Genomic DNA, 17,095 nt, shown 5'->3' with positions numbered 1-17,095 from the left:
TCATCCGTCGCGGCGGTGGAAGCGGCGGATGGCCACGGCGGCGAGAACCGTGATCCACGCGCCGGCGACCAGCGTGCCGGTGGTCGCGGTGAGGACCGAGTCGGTTGGGCGGTAGAGCTCGGCCGCCGCGCGGTCGGGGAGCCAGCGGGCGTGTTCGGTGACCGCGGCCAGCAACGGCGACACGATCAGGACCAGGCAGAGCATGCCGACCAACGCAGGGACGAGGTGCCGGACGAGCAGTGCGACGGCGTACGCGAGTAGCCCGATCAGCGTGAGGTACGCCGCCGCTCCCACTGGCCGATCCTCCTGCGCCAGGGCTGTTGCGATCGCGGTGAGCGCAAGGGTGATGAGGGTTGCCACGGTCTTGCCGATGAGCAGCTGACCACGGGCCGGTACGGCGAGGAGCGTCGTACCGAATTGGCGGCCGGCGTACTCGTGCGCGACCGGGATAATCCCCAGGAGCACGAACCCTGCTTGGACGTACGGCACCACGTCGACGGGTTCGCCGGATCGCTCCAGCGCGATCGCGATCAGGAGTGCGACTGCGATCGTGCCGGTGATCGTGAAGGTGGTGATTGGGAGGGTGCGGAGTTTGGCCAGCTCCGCTCGGATGACGTTCACGCGTCCCGGCGGATGAACACGAACCCGGCGGCGATGCAGAACAGCACCGCCCAGGCCGTCATCACCAACCCACCCGGTACGGCGTCGAGTCCGCCTTCGACTGTTCTGACGCCACCGAAGAGTCGCCGGCCGGCCATGTCCGGGAGGTAGTGGGCGAGCGGCGTGAGCTTCGACAGCAGGAGCGATACCGAGGCCAGCGAACTGTTCACGATCAGCACGATGAGCGGGATGACGCCGTTCCGGAGGATGATCGTGATCGCGAAGCCGAGGAGTCCGCTGAGCACCCAGTAGAGAGTTCCGCCGGCGGATCGCCCAACGATGTTGGTCGCGGGCGCGGTGGTGTCGACGAGCAGGTGGGCGACTCCAGTTGTGACCGGCAGAGTCACCACGGCGGAGGCGACGATGAGCAGGACGATCGCGACGATCTTGGTTGCGAGGACCTGCACCCGCCGTGGCGTCACCGTCAGAGTCGTGATGATCTGACGACCACCGCCGGCGTCTGCGTTGTTCGCGGTGTATTCGCTGCTGAAGGCAACGACCCCGATCACGACCGCGCCGACCGTCCCCAACGGCATACTCGCGAACGCCGTGTCGAACGCCGACCCGGTCGCGTGACCTGCGTTGAGCGCCGTGATCGCAATGGATCCGAAGAGCGTGACGGCGAGACCGGCCCGGACCGCGGGGAGCGTGGATGCCTTGCGTAGCTCGGCTCTGAGCGCGTTCATCGGGTCGCCCCGGTGAGCGCGAAGAAGGCTTCCTCGAGGTCGGCGTACCCGGCTGTCACGTCGGTGACGGTCCCGGTCGTCACGATCCGGCCGCCTGCGATCACCACAAGATCGTCGGCGACGTCGGCGACTTCGGTCATCAGGTGGCTGGAGAGCAGTACCGTGCCGCCCGCCTCGGCTCGGCCGCGTAGCAGTCCGCGGATCCAGCGGATGCCCTCGGGGTCGAGGCCGTTGACCGGTTCGTCGAGCACGAGCATCTCGGGTTCGCCGAGCAGCGCGGCCGCGATCCCCAGACGCTGGCCCATCCCCAGCGAGTACTTCGCCACGCGGACCTTGGCGTCTCCCGCCAGACCGACCTCGTCCAGCACCTCGTCGATCCGGCGCAGCGGGATCCCGTTGCTCCGGGCGATCCAGGCGAGGTGGTTCCGGGCTGTGCGGGAACGGTGTGCGCCTGAGCCTTCGAGCATCGATCCGACGGTGTTGAGCGGGTCGGACAGTGTTCGGTACGGGTGCCCGTTGAACAGGGCGCTGCCGCTGTCGGCGTGGTCGATGCCGAGCAGGATCCGCAGGGTGGAGGACTTGCCGGCGCCGTTCGGGCCGAGGAACGCGGTCACCCGGCCGGGGCGAGCCTCGAAGCCGACGTGATCGAGGATCGTGCGGGACCGGCGGCGTTTGACGACTTGGTCGATCGTGATCATGCGCCCATCCCAGCCGTCGTCGACGAGGTCCGGATCGGGCTCGGGTCCGGACCTGCTCGGTCTGAGGTCTGTCAGACCTAGGTCCGATGTGCGAGGGGCCTTTGGATATCTAGACTGGCCAGGTGGAAGCCAGCGATCGGCCCGTACTGCGTTCCCGCGCCTGGCCGATTGCGCTTGCCGTACTGGGTTTTCTGGTGCTCGTCCTCGCCGGTGTCGGGGCCAGCCCGCAGGCAGCCGCGATTGCCGTCACTCTCGTGCTGGTGAGCTGTGCGGCCGCGGTCGTCGTCTGGGCCCTGCTGTCCACCCGCCGCAGGCGACGCCAGTACGAGGAAGAACTGACCGCGTGGGCCGCCGAGCGAGCGATCCAGGCCGAGCGATTGCGAATCGCCCGCGACCTGCACGACCTCGCCTCGCACGGCCTCGGCCTAGTCACCGTCCGCGCCGCCGCCGCACGCACGCTAACCGGCCCAGCCGGCGACGCCGAACGCATCGCCGCCCTAACAGACATCGAGCACACCGGCCGCCAGGCAACCACCGAACTCCGCCGAATGCTCGCCGTCCTACGCTCCCCCGAAGACGACACGTCCCTACGCCCAGCCGACACCCTGGCCGACCTACCACAAATCATCGAGGTCGCCCGCACCAGCGGGGTCCGTGTGAAGCTCGCCATCGGCGAGGCCGGGGAGGGGTCGAGTGAGGTTAGCGAGATCGGCAAGGTCGCCGAGGTGGGCGATGCGTCGGGCGGGGATCAGCCGACGGTCGAGGACGTCGGTGAGGTGTCGGGCGGGGATCAGCGGACGGTCGGTGGCGTCGGCGAGGTATCGGGTGGGGTTCAGTTGACGGTGTGCGCGATCGTCCGCGAGGCCCTCGCCAACACCGCCCGGCATGCCGGGCCGACGTCCGCCGAGGTCGCCGTACGACGAGAGGCCGACACGATCCTGATCACGGTCACGGATGACGGACCCGGGCCAGACTGGGTTCCGCACCCGGGTGCTGGTGCCGGGCTAGCCGGCCTGCGGGAGCGGGTGGGCGCCCTGGACGGGACCTTGGAGGCAGGCCCACGACGCGGCCCGGGCTACCAGGTCATCGCACGATTGCCCGATCGCCGGTGAGCGCCGTACGGGTGCTGGTTGTCGATGACCAGCCGATGATTCGGCACAGCCTGCGGTTGATTGTCGACGGGGCAAGTGATCTTGAGGTGGTCGGCGAGGCCGGGACCGGCGAGGACGCGGTCACGAAGACCGCCGAGTTACGACCGGACGTCGTACTGATGGACATCCGGATGCCCGGCGGAGACGGGATCGAGGCGACCCGGCGCATCACCAGCGAACTGCCTGGGACACGGGTTGTCGTACTGAGCATGTTTGAGCTGGACGAGTACGTTCACGCCGCTCTACAGGCCGGGGCCAGCGGCTTCTTGCTGAAGGATGCCGAACCCGATCGATTGGTCGACGCCGTGCGGCGGACGCACACCGGCGAATCGCTCTTCGCCCCCAGCATCCTGACCCGCTTGATCGAGCACTACCTAGGCCGATCGATGCCCAAGGCAACCTCTGCACTCCTCACCGAGCGCGAGACAGAAGTCCTCACCCTGATCGGCCGCGGCCTGTCCAACCAGGAGATCACCCACACGCTGACGATCTCGATGGGCACAGCCAAGACCCACATCGGCAACCTCCTCGCCAAACTCCAAGCCCGCGACCGGGCTCAACTAGTAATAGCCGCCTACGAACGAGGCCTCGTAACCACACCCCGACCGAACTGACGGCCCCACACCCGGACGCCCCAGGCAGATACCCGAGATACCGGCTCCGTGGATGCGACCGGGTTCGACGCGCAGGTGAGCCGCCCCGGGCGAGTCCGGAGGCTTCGTTAGGTGTTAGCTGGCCTCGGCGAGGCGGGTTCGGTGAGTGTAGTGAGTTTGTTCGGCTTGGATCGGTGTCAGGTCTTGGATCGATCCGTGGGGCCGGGCGGTGTTGAACCAGTCGACCCAGTCCAGGTGGCTGCTTCGACGTCGTGGAGGCCTTGCCAGGGTCCGTAAGGGTTGATCAGTTCAGACTTGAACAGGCCCATGTGGGTCTCGGCCAGGGCATTGTCGTAGGCGTCGCCCACGGATCCGACCGAGGCGTCGATGCCAGCGTCGAGCAGTGCCTGGGTGAAGGCGATCGAGGTGTATTGGGTGCCGGCGTCGTTGTGGTGGACCAGTCCGGTCAGGTCGGCGACTCCTTCGGTTCGGCGGGCCCACATCGCCATCTCGAGGGTGTCCAGAACCAGGGGTGTGGTCATCGTGGTGGCTGCTTTCCAGCCGATGATCCGGCGGGAGAACACGTCCACGATGTGCGCGACGTAGACCGTGCCGGATCGGGTCGCCACGTAGGTGAAGTCGGCCACCCACAGCCGGTTCGGGGCCGAGGCGGCGAACCGGCGATCGACCAGGTCGGGCGGCCGGTTTGCGGCCTGGTCAGCGATGGTGGTCCGCGGCGCCTTGCCCCGGATCACGCCGCTGATGCCCATCTGGTTCATCAACCGTTCCACCGTGCAGCGAGCCACGTCGTGACCCGAGGTCCGCAGATGCAGCCAGAGTTTGGCGGCCCCAAACAGCCGCACGAACCGGACTTTGCGGGCCTTCTCGATCACCGAGATCAACTCGGCATCGCGCAGTGTCTTCTTACTGGGTTGACGATTCCGGTTGTCGTAGTAGGTGGATGGGGCGATCTTGCAGCCATGCTCTGACAGCACTCGGCAGATCGGCTCGACCCCGAAACGGTCCTTGTGATCGTTGATGAAAGTAATGATCACTTGTGTGGGCGGTCGAGCTCCGCCGCGAAGAAAGTCGCTGCCGACTTCAAGATCTCGTTCGCCCGGCGCAGCTCGGCGTTCTCCCGCTTCAGCGCCTTCAGCTGCTCCGACTCCTCGCTGGTAACCCCGGGCCGCTGGCCGGCATCAACCTCGGCCCGGCGCACCCACTTGCGCAGCGTCTCGGCCGAGCCGATACCCAGCTTCGACGCGACTGACCTGATCGCCTCGAACTCTGAGCCGTAGTCGGCCTTGGACTCAACAACCATCCGGACCGCGCGCTCACGGATCTCGGGCGAATACGACGACGGACGTGCCATGGACTTCATCCTTCCAACGAATGAAATCTCCAGACACGCCGGGGCGGCTCAAGGTGTTGCAGGGCGATGCGGATGGCCTGCGGGGGTGGGTGACGTTACGGACAGGAGGTGGTGGGTGGATTGGGGTTGGTTCGGGGGGCGGGCAGGCGTGGGGACGGGTGTGCGTAGGTGGGTATGTCCTGTTCTCGTGCAGGTGGGTGTGGGTTAAGTCGGTTGACCGGTCGGTGGTAGGCGGGGGTTCATGGGGGATGACCACATCTGGTGTTGCTGGGGCGTTGGGGGCTTTGCTGGGTGGTTCGGTTGAGCGGACGAGGGTTGAGCGTGGGGAGCGGGGGCTTGGGCTAGTTGAGGTTGGGCGTGGCGGGCCTGCGGTTCTGCTTGAGGCGGGGGCTATGTCGCCGGTGGTGGGGTTTGCTGCGGTGATCAAGGGGTTGGCTGCTGATCATCGGGTTGTGGCGTATGACCGGGCTGGGTATGGCGGTAGTGATGCGGCGCCGCTGTCTGTGGAACTGCAGTTGCAGGATTTGGTTGCGGTGTTGGAGGCGGCTGGTCCGGGGCCTCGGGTGGTTGTGGGGCACAGCTGGGGTGGGTTGCTTGCGCAGCTTGCTGCTTGGGATCGGCCGGATCTGGTGGATGGTTTGGTTCTGCTTGATCCTTCGCACGAAGCGTTTTGGACGCCGGCGCCGGAGCTCCCAGGTGACGAGGTGCGGAGGGCCGAGCTGCTCGCGAACGCAAACGAACAGGCACAGACGACTGCCCGGGCCGCCGAGACGGCGCCGGAGATTGAGCGGCTGCTCGTCGATGCGTGTCTGTCTTATGTCGAGACGGCCGAGCAGCAGGCGGTTCAGCTTGCTGAGGTGCCGATGATTCTTGAGCATCTGGGTGAGCTGGCTGAGCGACGTACCAAGGCTGTCTGGCCGGAGATCCCCGTCCGGCTGTTGACCGCCACCAAGGGACGGCCCGAGTTCATGACCACTCGCGTGCTGGCCCTTCTGGACGAGCTGCCGGGCACAAACACCGTGGTCCCCGACTCGGGCCATTACCTGCACCTCGACCGGCCTGACCTGGTAATCGCCGCGGTCCGAGAAGTTGCCGGATGAGCATCAGCGTCCGCCCAGCCACGTCGACGGATCGGGCGGAGATCCATCGAGTGCTGCGGCAGCTGCATCCCGATCTGCCGGCTGAGATGTCGCTGCCGCGGGTTCGGCAGGAGGCGCGGACGTTCCTGGCGAGTGACGGGGACGTGGTGGTCGGGGTTGGGGTGGTGACGTTTGTGGACTACGGGTACGGCGCTTACGGGACGATCGAGGAAGCGGTTGTCGACGCGGCGAGTCGTGGCACGGGCGTTGGACGGGCTCTGCTGGACGAGTGTCGTGGATGGCTTGTGGGGTTGGGGGTTGAGGTGGTTTTCGTGTCGGCGGTCGACGAGGAGGTCGCTGGGTTCTATGAAACGACCGGGTTCTCGAAGTGCACGGGGCCTTGGTTGTTTTGGGCTCACGGTGTGAGCTAGCCCACAGGAGTCGTGCTTTTGGGGCGGCCCGTGTGTTGGGGTCGGGGAATGCGGATGATGGATGCGGGTGAGGCGGCGGAGCGGCTGGGGTTCTCGGCTGAGGGGTGCGTGCGATTCGCGGGGATGACGGCGGCGAATGGCCTGGAGATGCCGGAGAACGCTGCGGAACTGCTTGAGTACTGCGGGGTTGCGGAGCGGGATCGGCGGGAGATGTTGGCGGCTCGGCCGGACCCGGAGGCGGAGCCGGAGTGGTGGGCGCTGACGGCGGCGCTGGCGGGTGGGTTGGAGCGGGATCTGGAGAAGCCGCTGCCGGCTACCGGGCATCAGGCTTGGCCGGTGGTGCCTGGATCGTCAACGGAGGTTGGGATGTGGGCCTGGGCTTGGGCGCTGCTGGCCAGCCTGCCGCGGTTGCTCGAGGTGCATGCTCGGCGCGGGGTTCCGGAAACGGTGACCAAGGCAACGGTTGGCGCGTTGGGTGGGGTGATGGGGAGCCATCGGGAGATCTACGGGCGAGCCGGTGTGGGGCTGATGCCGTTGTGGGGGCCGCCGCTTCGGTTTCGGGGTGCGGACTTCGAGATCGGGCGGCATTCGTTCACTCGGACGCAGCTCGGGCTTGGTGATGGGGTCGCAGGGCATCTGCTGATGGTGCATGTGCCACCGACCGGACCACTCGACGCGACCGTTTCTGAGCAGTCGATTGCCGCGGCCGTGCGGCTCTTCCCGCAGTGGTATCCCGATGAGCCGCTCTTCGGTTTGGTCTGCCCCTCCTGGCTGCTCGATCCGCAGTTGGCCGAATACCTCCCCGAGGACTCCAACATCCTCACCTTTCAACGCCGGTTCACGATTCTGCCGCTGCTTCCGCCCAGTACGCCGTACGAGGGTGATCACGAGCTGATGCGGCTGGCGCTCCAGCTCAACCCGCCGCCGGGTGCACTGACGGCCGAGGACCTGGCTCGGGTCCCGCAGGACACGACCCTGCAGCGCGCCTTTGTCAGCCACCTCAGCGCAGGCCGGCACTTCCACCTCCGCATAGGCCTTCGGATCTTGAGTAATCCGGTGGAATAGTGTTCGATTCTGAGTGATCTGACCCGATTCATCCGCCCATGTCTTGAGGTCAACCATGTCGCTGCGCCGTGCCGCCCTGTGGACAATCGCCGCTCTCCCACTGCTTGCCATGCTGCCGGCAACAGCAGCTGAGCCACCGCCGGATGTCTACCAGTACCTGGAGAATCCGGAGATTGTCGGCGAGGGGCAGCAAGCGCCGCATGCGGAGCTGAGGCCGTACGCCGATGCTGCGGCGGCGGTGCGAGCCGGGAAGGAGACGCCGTGGGCTCGGTCGCTCGATGGCAAGTGGCGGATCCAGATGGCCGACCGGCCGGAGGACGTGCCGGCGGGCTTCCACGCGGATGGGTACGACACCAGCGGTTGGCGTGAGGTCGACGTACCGCACACCTGGCAGACCGATGGGCTGGATCATCCGATCTTCCGGAACATCCCGACCGAGATGTGGCCGGACAATCCGCCGAAGGTGCCGCATGACGTCAACCCGACCGCGGCGTACGTGCGTGAGTTCGACGTGCCGAAGAACTGGCGTGATCGCGAGACGTTCTTGAGGTTCGAGGGTGTCACTAGCGCCTACTTCGTGTGGGTCAACGGCAAGTACGCGGGCTACGACCAGGGCGGGTATCTGCCCGCCGAGTTCGACGTCACTCCCCTGCTGAAGGCCGGTCGCAACACCGTTGCGCTGCAGGTGCATCGGTGGTCCGCAGGATCGCACCTGGAGGACTACGACCAGTGGCGGTTCGCGGGGATCTTCCGGTCGGTGTGGATGTATTCAACACCTGAGGTCCGCGTCCAGGACGTCATCCTCAAGCCCAAGCTCGACGCCCAGTACGGCGACGCCGTGCTGAACGCTGAGATCGAGCTCGCCGGCCAGTCGGCCGGGTACTCGGTCCGGGCCACGCTGTACGACCCGGCCGGCCGCAAGGTCACGGCCACGACTGGGAACACGATCGTCAACGGCAAGATCCAGCTGAGCGCGCCGGTCAGCAATCCCGCCAAGTGGAGTGACGAGACGCCAAATGTCTACCGCGTCATCGTCGAGCTCATCGATCCGACCGGCCGCGTCACGCATACGACCAGCCAGCCGACCGGATTCCGCACCATCGAGATCAAGAACAAGCAGCTCCTGGTGAACGGCAAGCGGATTCTGATCAAGGGCACCAACCGCGCCGAGACCGATCCGAATACCGGCCGGCACGCCACCACCGCGCGGATGCTCGAGGACGTCGCGCTGATGAAGCAGCTCAACATCAATGCAGTCCGTACGTCGCACTATCCCAGCGACCCGTATTTCTTCGAACTGGCCGACACCCGGGGTATCTGGATCGCCGACGAGATGGAGATCGAGACCCACCATCACGACGGCTGCCCGAACAACTGCTTGGCCGAGAAACCCGAGTGGCAGAAGGCGTTCCTGGACCGCTTCATCGGGATGGTCGAACGGGACAAGAACCATCCGAGCGTGTTCATGTGGGACACCGGGAACGAGGCCGGGCTGGGTAAGGCGCACTACTCGATGGCCGAGTGGGCCACTGCCAACGACCCGAGCCGTCCGCTGTATCACCAGTCGAACGGTCCCGACGGTGATGCGCCGTTCGCGCACGTCTGGGGTCCGCGTTACCCGTCGCCGGACGGGTTGGAGGCGATGGCGAAGACGACCGAGAAGCCGATCATCATGGGCGAGTACGCCCATGCCAGCGGCAACGGTTTCGGCAACTTCAACGAGTTCTGGAACGTCGTCCGGCGCTATCCCCAGGTCCAAGGCGGATTCATCTGGGACTGGGCCGAGCAGAACATCTACCAGCCGCTCAAGATCACACCCGATGCCTCCGGCAACAACATCGTGGCGTGGTTCACCGGCCTTCCTGAGCAGGTCGAAGGTAAGCAGGGCAAGGGCCTGTACCTGTCCGGCCTCGACGATTGGATCGAGGTGTACCGCGACCGCAGGTTCGACGAGGTGTCGACCGGTCTGACCCTCGACGTGTGGGTGAAGCCCGACAGCTGGACCGGTGATTTCACCATGATTGCCAAGGGCAACCGGCAGTACGCCTTGAAGATGGCCGACCAGAACACGCTGGAGTTCTTCGTGTACGGCGATGGCGGCTGGCACACCGTGCAATCCGCCGTACCGGCCGACTGGAGCGGCAACTGGCATCGCGTGAGCGGTACGTTCGACGGGCACACGCTGCGACTGCTACTCGACGGCAAAGAGGTCGGGCGGACCGATTGGACCGGCACGGTCGCCGGTTCCTCCGACCCGCTCAACATCGGCCGGAACCCGGAGCCGCAAGAGAATCCGACGACGCGACCTTCCCACGGCACCTTCGACAACGTGCGGATCTACCACCGGGCGTTGACCGACGCCGAACTCGCCGCCGATCCGAAGACGACCGCCGTACTGGCTCTGGACTTCGACGAGGTCGAGACGAAGGGGCGTTACCTGACGTACGGCGCTGGGCCGGGCGGCGTGGATGGTCTGGTCAATCCCGATCGGACGCTGCAGCCCGAGACGCGTGAGCTCGCGCTGGTGCACTCGCCGATTCGCTTCACAAAAGCGCCTGGCGACGGTCGTGTGACGGTGACCAACGAGCGTGCGTTCACCGGCACCGCGGACCTGCAGCTGCGGTGGTCGGTGCGGGAGGCGAAACGCACCATCGCGAGTGGGCGGCAGCCGCTGGATGTCGCAGCGGGGACGACGAAGACGCTGCAGTTGCCGAAGCTGCCCGCCAATCCGGACGGCCTTGAGCGGTGGCTCGACGTACAGGCTGTGCTGTTGAAGGCCACAAGCTGGGCGCCGGCCGGGCATGTGGTGTCGCTCGGCCAGTTCGCGGTTGGCGGTAAGCAGATCCGCGGCGTCACCTCGCCGGAGCCGAGTGGGAAGCTCGCCGTTCGCCAGAGCGGATCGGACACGGTCGTGTCGGGTCGCGACTTCAGCTACATCTTCAACAGGACCGCCGGCACGCTGACCTCGATGAAGGTTCGCGGGCGCGAGCTGCTGAGTCGCGGGCCCAAGCTCGACGCCTGGCGTGCGCCGCTGTACAACGAGATGTGGGGCGAAGGCGGCAGCTGGCGCAACGCCGGACTGGATCGCCTGACGACCACGGTGTCCGACTTCACGGTCGATCAGACGACAGACGCAGTCACCGTCACGGCCCGCAGTACGGCGGCAGCGCCAGGCGTGAGGGACTCCTCGTTCCAGCAGACAATGGTCCACACCGTCAGCGGAAACGGCGAGGTGCGGGTGTCGCATCGCGCGGACCCGCAGGGCAAGGCGCGGGCGGTTCCGTACCTGCCCCGCATCGGTCTCTCGCTGAAGGTTCCGGACACCCTCAAGCAGTTCACGTACTACGGCCGCGGCCCGGTCGAGAACTACAGCGACCGCAAGGACGCGACACCGATCGGTGTCTACTCGTCCACCGTGGCCGACCAGTACTTCCCGTACGTGCAGCCGCAGGACCAGGGCAACCACAGCGATGTGCGCTGGGCGACCCTCACCGACGGCAAAACCGGCGGTCTGCTCGTGGCCGGCGACCTGAACGTCGCAGTCGACCAGTACGACGACGCCGACCGCGCGCTCTATCCGCACGCCTTGCAACGCAACCAGGACGGTACGACGCTGCACGTCAGCCACGCGGTCACCGGAGTGAGCGAGACCTTCCACGAACCGCTGCCGCAGTACCAGGTCGAAGGCGACCGCGAGTTCGCCTACTCGGTACTGCTCCGACCACTCAGCCAAGCGGAGGTGCGGGCCAACGGGCAGCCGCACGACCAGGTGGTGTGCACGCCGGATGCGACCCTGGTACCGAGTAAGCAGAACGTTGAGGCCGGCGAAACCATCACTGCGGTCCTCACGGTCACCAATCCGTGCCGCGACAACCTGTCCGCCGTCTCCGCGACCCTGCGCGCCTCCGACGGCTGGACCGTCCAGCCCGGCGCAGTCACCCTCGGCACGATCGCCCCCGGTCAGTCGGCCACCACCGTCGTACAGGTCACTCGTGGAGTCGGCTCACCAAGAGGTGTGCGGCCGCTGACTGCTGAGGTCTCCGCTCAGGCAGCAGGGGTGCGCCACGTGTCGGCCCAACTCGTCGGGGCGCCCGAGCCGCCACGCGGAACCGTCGCAGTCAGCACACTGGACTTCGTCTCTCAACAGAACGGCTGGGGACCGGTCGAACGCAACCGCAGCAACGGCGAACAAGGTGACTCCGACGGACTCCCGATCACGATCGGCGGTACGACGTACCCGTCTGGGCTCGGCGTGCACGCCGAATCGACGGTCGAGCTGTATCTGGGCGGTCACTGTACGTCGTTCACCGCCGACATCGGCGTGGATGACGAGGTCGGTGACGCCGGCAGCGTGCAGTTCGAGGTCCTCACCGACGGCACCAGCCGCTACACCAGCCCGACCCTGACCGGCGCCGACCCGGCAACCCCCATCACCGTCGACACCACCAACGCCACCACGCTCCGCCTGAAAGTCGGCACCGCCAGCAACGGCAACGCCCACGACCACGCCGACTGGGCGGCCGCCACCCTCCACTGCACATCCTGACCATCAAGCGACATGGCAAGATCTGCGGGGTGCAGATCGCGATGCTGGGGCCGTTCGAGGTTCGTGGGGATGATGGCGTCCTCGTGGACGTACCGGGCGCGCGGCTGCGAGGCGTGCTGGTTGCGCTGGCGCTAGACGCGGGGCAGGTAGTTCCGAAGGCGCGGCTGGTCGACTGGGTTTGGGGCGAGCAGCCGCCGGCGGAGGCTGCCAATGCCCTGCAGCGGCTGGTTTCGCGCTTGCGGAAGGTCGTTGCCGTCGACGGTACGCCGGACGGCTACCGGCTCGTGGTCGAGCCGGATGCGGTGGACGCGGTCCGGTTCGAGCGGCTGGTCGGGCAGGGGCGGTTACGCGAGGCGCTGGATCTATGGCGAGGTGCCCCTCTCCAGGACGTCGGGCTGCAGGACAGTACGGCGTTCGACGCGGCCGTCACGCGGTTGGAGGGGTTGCGGCTGACCGCGGCCGAGGACTGGTTCGACGCCGAGATCGCGCGCGGCCGAGGTGCCCAGTTGGTCACGGAGCTGACCGATCTCGTCGCGGCGCACCCGGTTCGGGAGCGGCTCGTCGGTGCGCTGATGCAGGCGTTGGCCGCAAGTGGGCGTGACTCCGAGGCATTGCTCGTCTACCAGCGCACCCGAGATGCTCTCGTCGACACGCTCGGCGTCGATCCCTCGCCGGAGCTCTCCGCGCTGCACGTGGCGCTGCTGCGCGGCGAGTCGGTACGGCGCGATGAGCCGAACCGCGAAACGAACCTGCGCGCGGAGCTCACCAGCTACATCGGCAAGGCGGCCGATATCGCCGAAGTGCGCGAACTCGTCGCCACCCACCGGCTCACCACGCTGATCGGACCGGGCGGTGCCGGGAAGACGCGGTTGTCCACGGAGGTCGGTCGCACGTTGACCGACGTACTGCCGGACGGCGTGTGGTTCGTGGAACTCGCGCCGATCGGTACCGAGGCGGATGTCGCCCAGACCGCGATCGCCACCCTCGGTCTGCGGGACGGACTACTCGGTGACGCGTCGGACGTGGATCCCACCGAGCGGGTGATCGCCGCCTTCCGCGAGCGGGACGCTCTGTTGATCCTGGACAACTGCGAGCACGTGATCGACTCGGCCGCGCGGTTCGCCGAGCGTGTACTCGGGCAATGTCCGCAGCTCCGCATTCTCGCGACCAGTCGCGAGCCGCTCGGCATCACCGGTGAGGCGCTGTGGCGCGTCATCCCGCTGAGCCTGCCGGAGTCGGACGCCGACGCCGAGTCGTCGCCGGCTGTCCAACTGCTGCGCGATCGGGCGAGCGCCGTACGGATGGATCTTGGGACCGACGCGCACACCCTCGCGACGATGGCGCGGGTCTGCCGGGCGCTGGACGGGATGCCGCTGGCGATCGAGCTTGCCGCGGCGCGGTTGCGCACGATGTCTCTCGACCAGCTCGCGGATCGGCTCGACGATGTGTTCCGCCTGCTGACCGGCGGCAGCCGTACGGCGCTCCCCCGGCAGCGCACGTTGCGTGCCGTCATCGACTGGAGCTGGCAACTGCTGAGCGACGATGAGCGGCTCGTCTTGCGGAGGCTCTCGGTCTTCGCGGGCGGCGCGAGCCTGGCCGCTGCCGAACAGATCTGCGGCACCCCGGACGCACTTGAGCTGCTGACCGCCCTGACCGAGAAATCACTAGTGGTTGCTGACAGCAACAAGGCACCGCGGTACCGAATGCTCGGCATGATCAAGGAGTACGCCGCTCAACGCCTCGCCGAGGCGGATGAGGTGGAACTGGCCCGGCACGCGCACCTGACCTACTTCACCGAGCTGGCCGAGACCGCCGACCCGCATCTTCGCCGCGCCGAGCAGCTGGAATGGCTGGCGGTGCTCGACGCCGAACACGACAACCTGAGCGCGGCCATGCGCGGCGCGATCCGGGCCGGTGAGGCTGCGGCGGCCATGCGGTTCGCCTCGGTCGCCGGCTGGTACTGGTGGCTGAGCGGGCACAAGGCCGAGGGCAACGACCTGATCAAGGCGGCCATCGACACTCCGGGCGAGGTGGACGACGAGATCCGGGCGATGGTCTATGCCCTGTTCATCATGTTCCTCAACTCCGGGCCGGGCGACGAACACCTGGCCCGCGAGTGGATCCACGAAGTCGACCGGCTCAGTCGGCGCACTCAGTTCGTCAATCCGATGCTGCAGCTGATCGAACCGCTGGAACGCATGCTGCAGTCGCCGACTGATTTCCTGCCGGCCTGGGAACCGTTGCTGGACAGCAAAGACCCGTGGGTGCGCGCCTTGGCCCAGCTGCAGCTCGGCAAGATGCGCGTCATCCTCGGACACGGCGGATATGAGGCGGACACCTATCTCGAGGCAGCGGTTGCCGCGTTCGAGACGATCGGCGAACGATTCGGGATCACGTTCGCGCTTTCCGAGCTGGCCGATCGGATCGCCATGCGAGGTGAGTTCGCCGCCGCGTGTGCGCACTACGAGCATGCGATCGCGGTGATCACCGAGATCGCGGGCACCGACGACGTCGTCCGGATGCGGTCCCGGCAGGGCGAGCTCTACTGGCTGATGGGTGACGCGGAGCGCAGCGCGGCCTCGATGGCCGAGGCCCAGCGGCTGGCGGAGCGGGTGAACTGGCCGGGCGCGCTGGCCAACCTGGCCCTCTCGAAGGCGACGGTCGCCAGCTGGCGAGGAGAATCCGCCGAGGTGCTGGCACAACTGGACGCGGTCGCTGAACTTCTCGGCGAGCAAGCGGACCAACCGAACATTCAGACCCACACGCACAGTCTGCGCGGGGCCGCCGCGGCGGATCTCGACGAGGCCCGGAAGCACTGGGCGGCAGCCGCCGAATCCGCGGCCCAGACCGGCCACCCCAGCGGGATCGCCAGTGTGCTCATCGGGGTCGCGGGCTACGCCATACGGCGGGATCGGTACGACGACGCCGTACGGTTGCTGGCGGCAAGTACTGCGTTGCGCGGACTGCCGGATCGCTCGAACCCGGATCTGACCCGGATCGAGCAGGAAACGCGCAACCGCCTCGGTGACGTGGAGTACGCCGAGGCGGCTGCGGAAGGTGCGCAAGCGGACTGGAACCAGCTGGTCGCGGTCACGCTCGCTTCGTGAAGGTGGACGCCGCCCAGAAGTAGCCGACGATCGCGATCCCGGCACACCAGGCGAGGGCCTGGAGTACGTCGGAGGTCTGCGCCCCGCCGTTGAGGAATCCGCGCAGCGTCTCGATGATCGGCGTGAAGGGCTGGTACTCCGCGAACTGCCGGACGCCCGGACCCATCTTGTCGGCCGGAACGATCGCGCTGCTGAAGAACGGCAGCATGACCAGCGGTACGGCGGCCATTCCGGCCGTCTCCGGCGATTTCGCCGACAGGCCGAGCGCGACCGTGAACCAGCCGACCGCGATGGCGAGCAGCAGGACGATCCCGAGTACGGCGAGCCAGTCGGTGAGACCGGCCGACGGGCGGAAACCGAGTGCGAAGGCGACTCCGAGCAGCGCGACGATCGCGATCAGGTTGATCAGCACGCTGGAGACGACCTTGCCGGTCAGGACCGAGGACCGCGGCACGTCCATCACCTTGAAGCGGTTGATGATGCCCTTGGTCATATCGGAGTTCGCGGCGATCGCCGTACCGCCGAGGCCGTAGCAGACGGCCATCAGAATCATGCCCGGCGTTGCGTAGTCGACGTAGTCGACGCCGACGTTGAAGGCGTCGCCGAGCAGGTAGACGAACATGAACATCATCACGACCGGCATCAGGACCGCGTTGAAGATGCTGGTGGGGTTGCGGACGAGGTGCTTGACGTCGCGGCGCACCATGGTGAGGGTCGGGTTCATGATGCGGAAACCTCCGTGGAGTGGCCCGTCAGGGCGAGGAAGACGTCGTCGAGATCAGGGGTGTGCACCGAGAACTCCTCGGCGCTGAGTGCGTATTCGTCGAGCCGGTTGAGCAGGTCTCTTAGCGAGCTGGTTCCGGCGTCGCTGGGGACGCGCAGGGTCAGGGAGTCGTCGTCGCGGGTGGCGTCGGCGAACAACTGCGCGGCTGCGGCGAGCTGCTCGACATCGGCGAACCGAAGCCGGACGTGGGTGCCGGGGATCTGCCGCTTGAGCTCGTCCGGGGTGCCTTGGGCAACCAACTTGCCCTGGTCCAGTACGGCGACCTGGTCCGCGAGCTGATCGGCCTCGTCGAGGTACTGGGTGGTGAGGAAGATGGTCACGCCATCGGCGACCAGCTCCCGGATGATCGTCCACATCGTCCGCCGGCTGCGCGGGTCGAGACCGGTCGTCGGCTCGTCCAGGAAGATGATCCGCGGGCTGCCGACCAGCGTCATCGCGAGGTCGAGCTTGCGCCGCATACCACCCGAGTACGTCGATGCCGGCTTCTGCGCGGAGTCGGTGAGGTCGAACCGCTTGAGCAGCTCGGCGACGACCTTCCGGTCGGTTCCGGGGCTCAGGTCGACCATCAGCTCGAGGTTCTCCTGGCCGGTGAGCAACTCGTCGACGGCCGCGAACTGACCGGTCACCCCGATCGCCTTCCGAACCGCCTTCGCGTCGGTGGCGACGTCGTACCCGGCGACCTTCACCGTGCCGGCGTCGGCACCCAGCAGCGTGGTCAGCACGTTCACAGTCGTCGTCTTGCCGGCCCCGTTCGGGCCGAGCAGCGAGAAGACCGTGCCCGCGGGAACGTCCAGGTCGATGCCGTCCAGGACGATCTTGTCCTTGAATGCCTTGCGCAGTCCCGAGACTGCAATCGCCGTTTCTCTCATGCATTGAGCATCGGCAAGTGGTCAGACACCGCCCTGACACGGCGCTGACACACC

The 17,095-nt window shown here is 67.0% G+C and carries 12 protein-coding genes, 1 pseudogene and 1 other annotated feature; of the genes and pseudogenes, 7 read left to right on the top strand and 6 right to left on the bottom strand.

The genetic code is table 11. The annotated features are described in order from the left end of the window. Genes ACFTSF_RS27495 through ACFTSF_RS27485 form a run of 3 tightly spaced genes read right to left on the bottom strand, consistent with a single transcriptional unit; the run spans position 1 to position 2,044 of the window. A complete protein-coding gene (locus ACFTSF_RS27495; RefSeq protein ID WP_380156793.1) occupies positions 1-621 on the bottom strand; it encodes a hypothetical protein in 621 nt (206 codons plus the stop codon). Further along, positions 618-1,346, bottom strand: coding sequence for a hypothetical protein (locus ACFTSF_RS27490; protein WP_380156791.1), 729 nt, complete (start codon positions 1,344-1,346; stop codon positions 618-620). The genes ACFTSF_RS27495 and ACFTSF_RS27490 overlap by 4 nt, the downstream gene beginning before the upstream one ends. Further along, entirely contained in the window at positions 1,343-2,044 is a 702-nt protein-coding gene (locus ACFTSF_RS27485; RefSeq protein WP_380156789.1) for an ABC transporter ATP-binding protein, read from the bottom strand. The genes ACFTSF_RS27490 and ACFTSF_RS27485 overlap by 4 nt, the downstream gene beginning before the upstream one ends. A gap of 122 nt (positions 2,045-2,166) precedes the next feature. Here ACFTSF_RS27485 and ACFTSF_RS27480 point away from each other — a divergent pair, with 122 nt between their 5' ends. Then, the gene (locus ACFTSF_RS27480) at positions 2,167-3,156 is read left to right on the top strand and encodes a sensor histidine kinase (protein ID WP_380156787.1); all 990 of its coding nucleotides are present in this window, start codon (positions 2,167-2,169) and stop codon (positions 3,154-3,156) included. After that, complete coding sequence (locus ACFTSF_RS27475; protein WP_380156785.1) at positions 3,153-3,809, top strand: response regulator; 657 nt, start codon at positions 3,153-3,155, stop codon at positions 3,807-3,809. The genes ACFTSF_RS27480 and ACFTSF_RS27475 overlap by 4 nt, the downstream gene beginning before the upstream one ends. Positions 3,810-3,923: 114 nt before the next feature. Here the strand turns inward: ACFTSF_RS27475 and ACFTSF_RS27470 are convergent. After that, positions 3,924-5,160: pseudogene (locus ACFTSF_RS27470) on the bottom strand (IS3 family transposase). Further along, positions 4,751-4,882: a sequence feature (AL1L pseudoknot), on the bottom strand. It overlaps the preceding pseudogene by 132 nt. Positions 5,161-5,552: 392 nt before the next feature. Here ACFTSF_RS27470 and ACFTSF_RS27465 point away from each other — a divergent pair. Genes ACFTSF_RS27465 through ACFTSF_RS27445 form a run of 5 tightly spaced genes read left to right on the top strand, consistent with a single transcriptional unit; the run spans position 5,553 to position 15,388 of the window. Then, a complete protein-coding gene (locus ACFTSF_RS27465) occupies positions 5,553-6,260 on the top strand; it encodes an alpha/beta fold hydrolase (RefSeq protein ID WP_380156783.1) in 708 nt (235 codons plus the stop codon). After that, positions 6,257-6,670: a GNAT family N-acetyltransferase gene (locus ACFTSF_RS27460; RefSeq protein ID WP_380156781.1), complete on the top strand. Its 414-nt coding sequence runs from the start codon at positions 6,257-6,259 to the stop codon at positions 6,668-6,670. Before ACFTSF_RS27465 ends, ACFTSF_RS27460 begins: the two co-directional genes overlap by 4 nt. A gap of 54 nt (positions 6,671-6,724) precedes the next feature. After that, complete coding sequence (locus ACFTSF_RS27455; protein WP_380156779.1) at positions 6,725-7,735, top strand: acyltransferase domain-containing protein; 1,011 nt, start codon at positions 6,725-6,727, stop codon at positions 7,733-7,735. Positions 7,736-7,790: 55 nt separating this feature from the next. Beyond that, the gene (locus ACFTSF_RS27450) at positions 7,791-12,281 is read left to right on the top strand and encodes a glycoside hydrolase family 2 TIM barrel-domain containing protein (RefSeq protein WP_380156778.1); all 4,491 of its coding nucleotides are present in this window, start codon (positions 7,791-7,793) and stop codon (positions 12,279-12,281) included. Positions 12,282-12,310: 29 nt separating this feature from the next. Next, positions 12,311-15,388 carry a BTAD domain-containing putative transcriptional regulator gene (locus ACFTSF_RS27445; protein WP_380156776.1) on the top strand — a complete coding sequence of 1,026 codons (3,078 nt, stop codon included), beginning with the start codon at positions 12,311-12,313 and terminating at the stop codon, positions 15,386-15,388. Here ACFTSF_RS27445 and ACFTSF_RS27440 read toward each other — a convergent pair. Both ACFTSF_RS27440 and ACFTSF_RS27435 read right to left on the bottom strand, forming a co-directional pair. Further along, positions 15,372-16,112 (bottom strand): ABC transporter permease, encoded by a 741-nt coding sequence (locus tag ACFTSF_RS27440; protein WP_380156775.1) that lies wholly within the window; start codon positions 16,110-16,112, stop codon positions 15,372-15,374. The genes ACFTSF_RS27445 and ACFTSF_RS27440 overlap by 17 nt on opposite strands. After that, positions 16,109-17,041 carry an ATP-binding cassette domain-containing protein gene (locus ACFTSF_RS27435; RefSeq protein WP_380156773.1) on the bottom strand — a complete coding sequence of 311 codons (933 nt, stop codon included), beginning with the start codon at positions 17,039-17,041 and terminating at the stop codon, positions 16,109-16,111. The genes ACFTSF_RS27440 and ACFTSF_RS27435 overlap by 4 nt, the downstream gene beginning before the upstream one ends. Positions 17,042-17,095: the final 54 nt, after the last annotated feature.

The organism is Kribbella sp. NPDC056951 (genome assembly GCF_042674205.1).
Taxonomy (GTDB): Bacteria; Actinomycetota; Actinomycetes; order Propionibacteriales; family Kribbellaceae; genus Kribbella; species Kribbella yunnanensis.
Note: the sequence above shows the minus strand (reverse complement) of the source record. Positions and strands in the feature narration are given on the sequence as shown.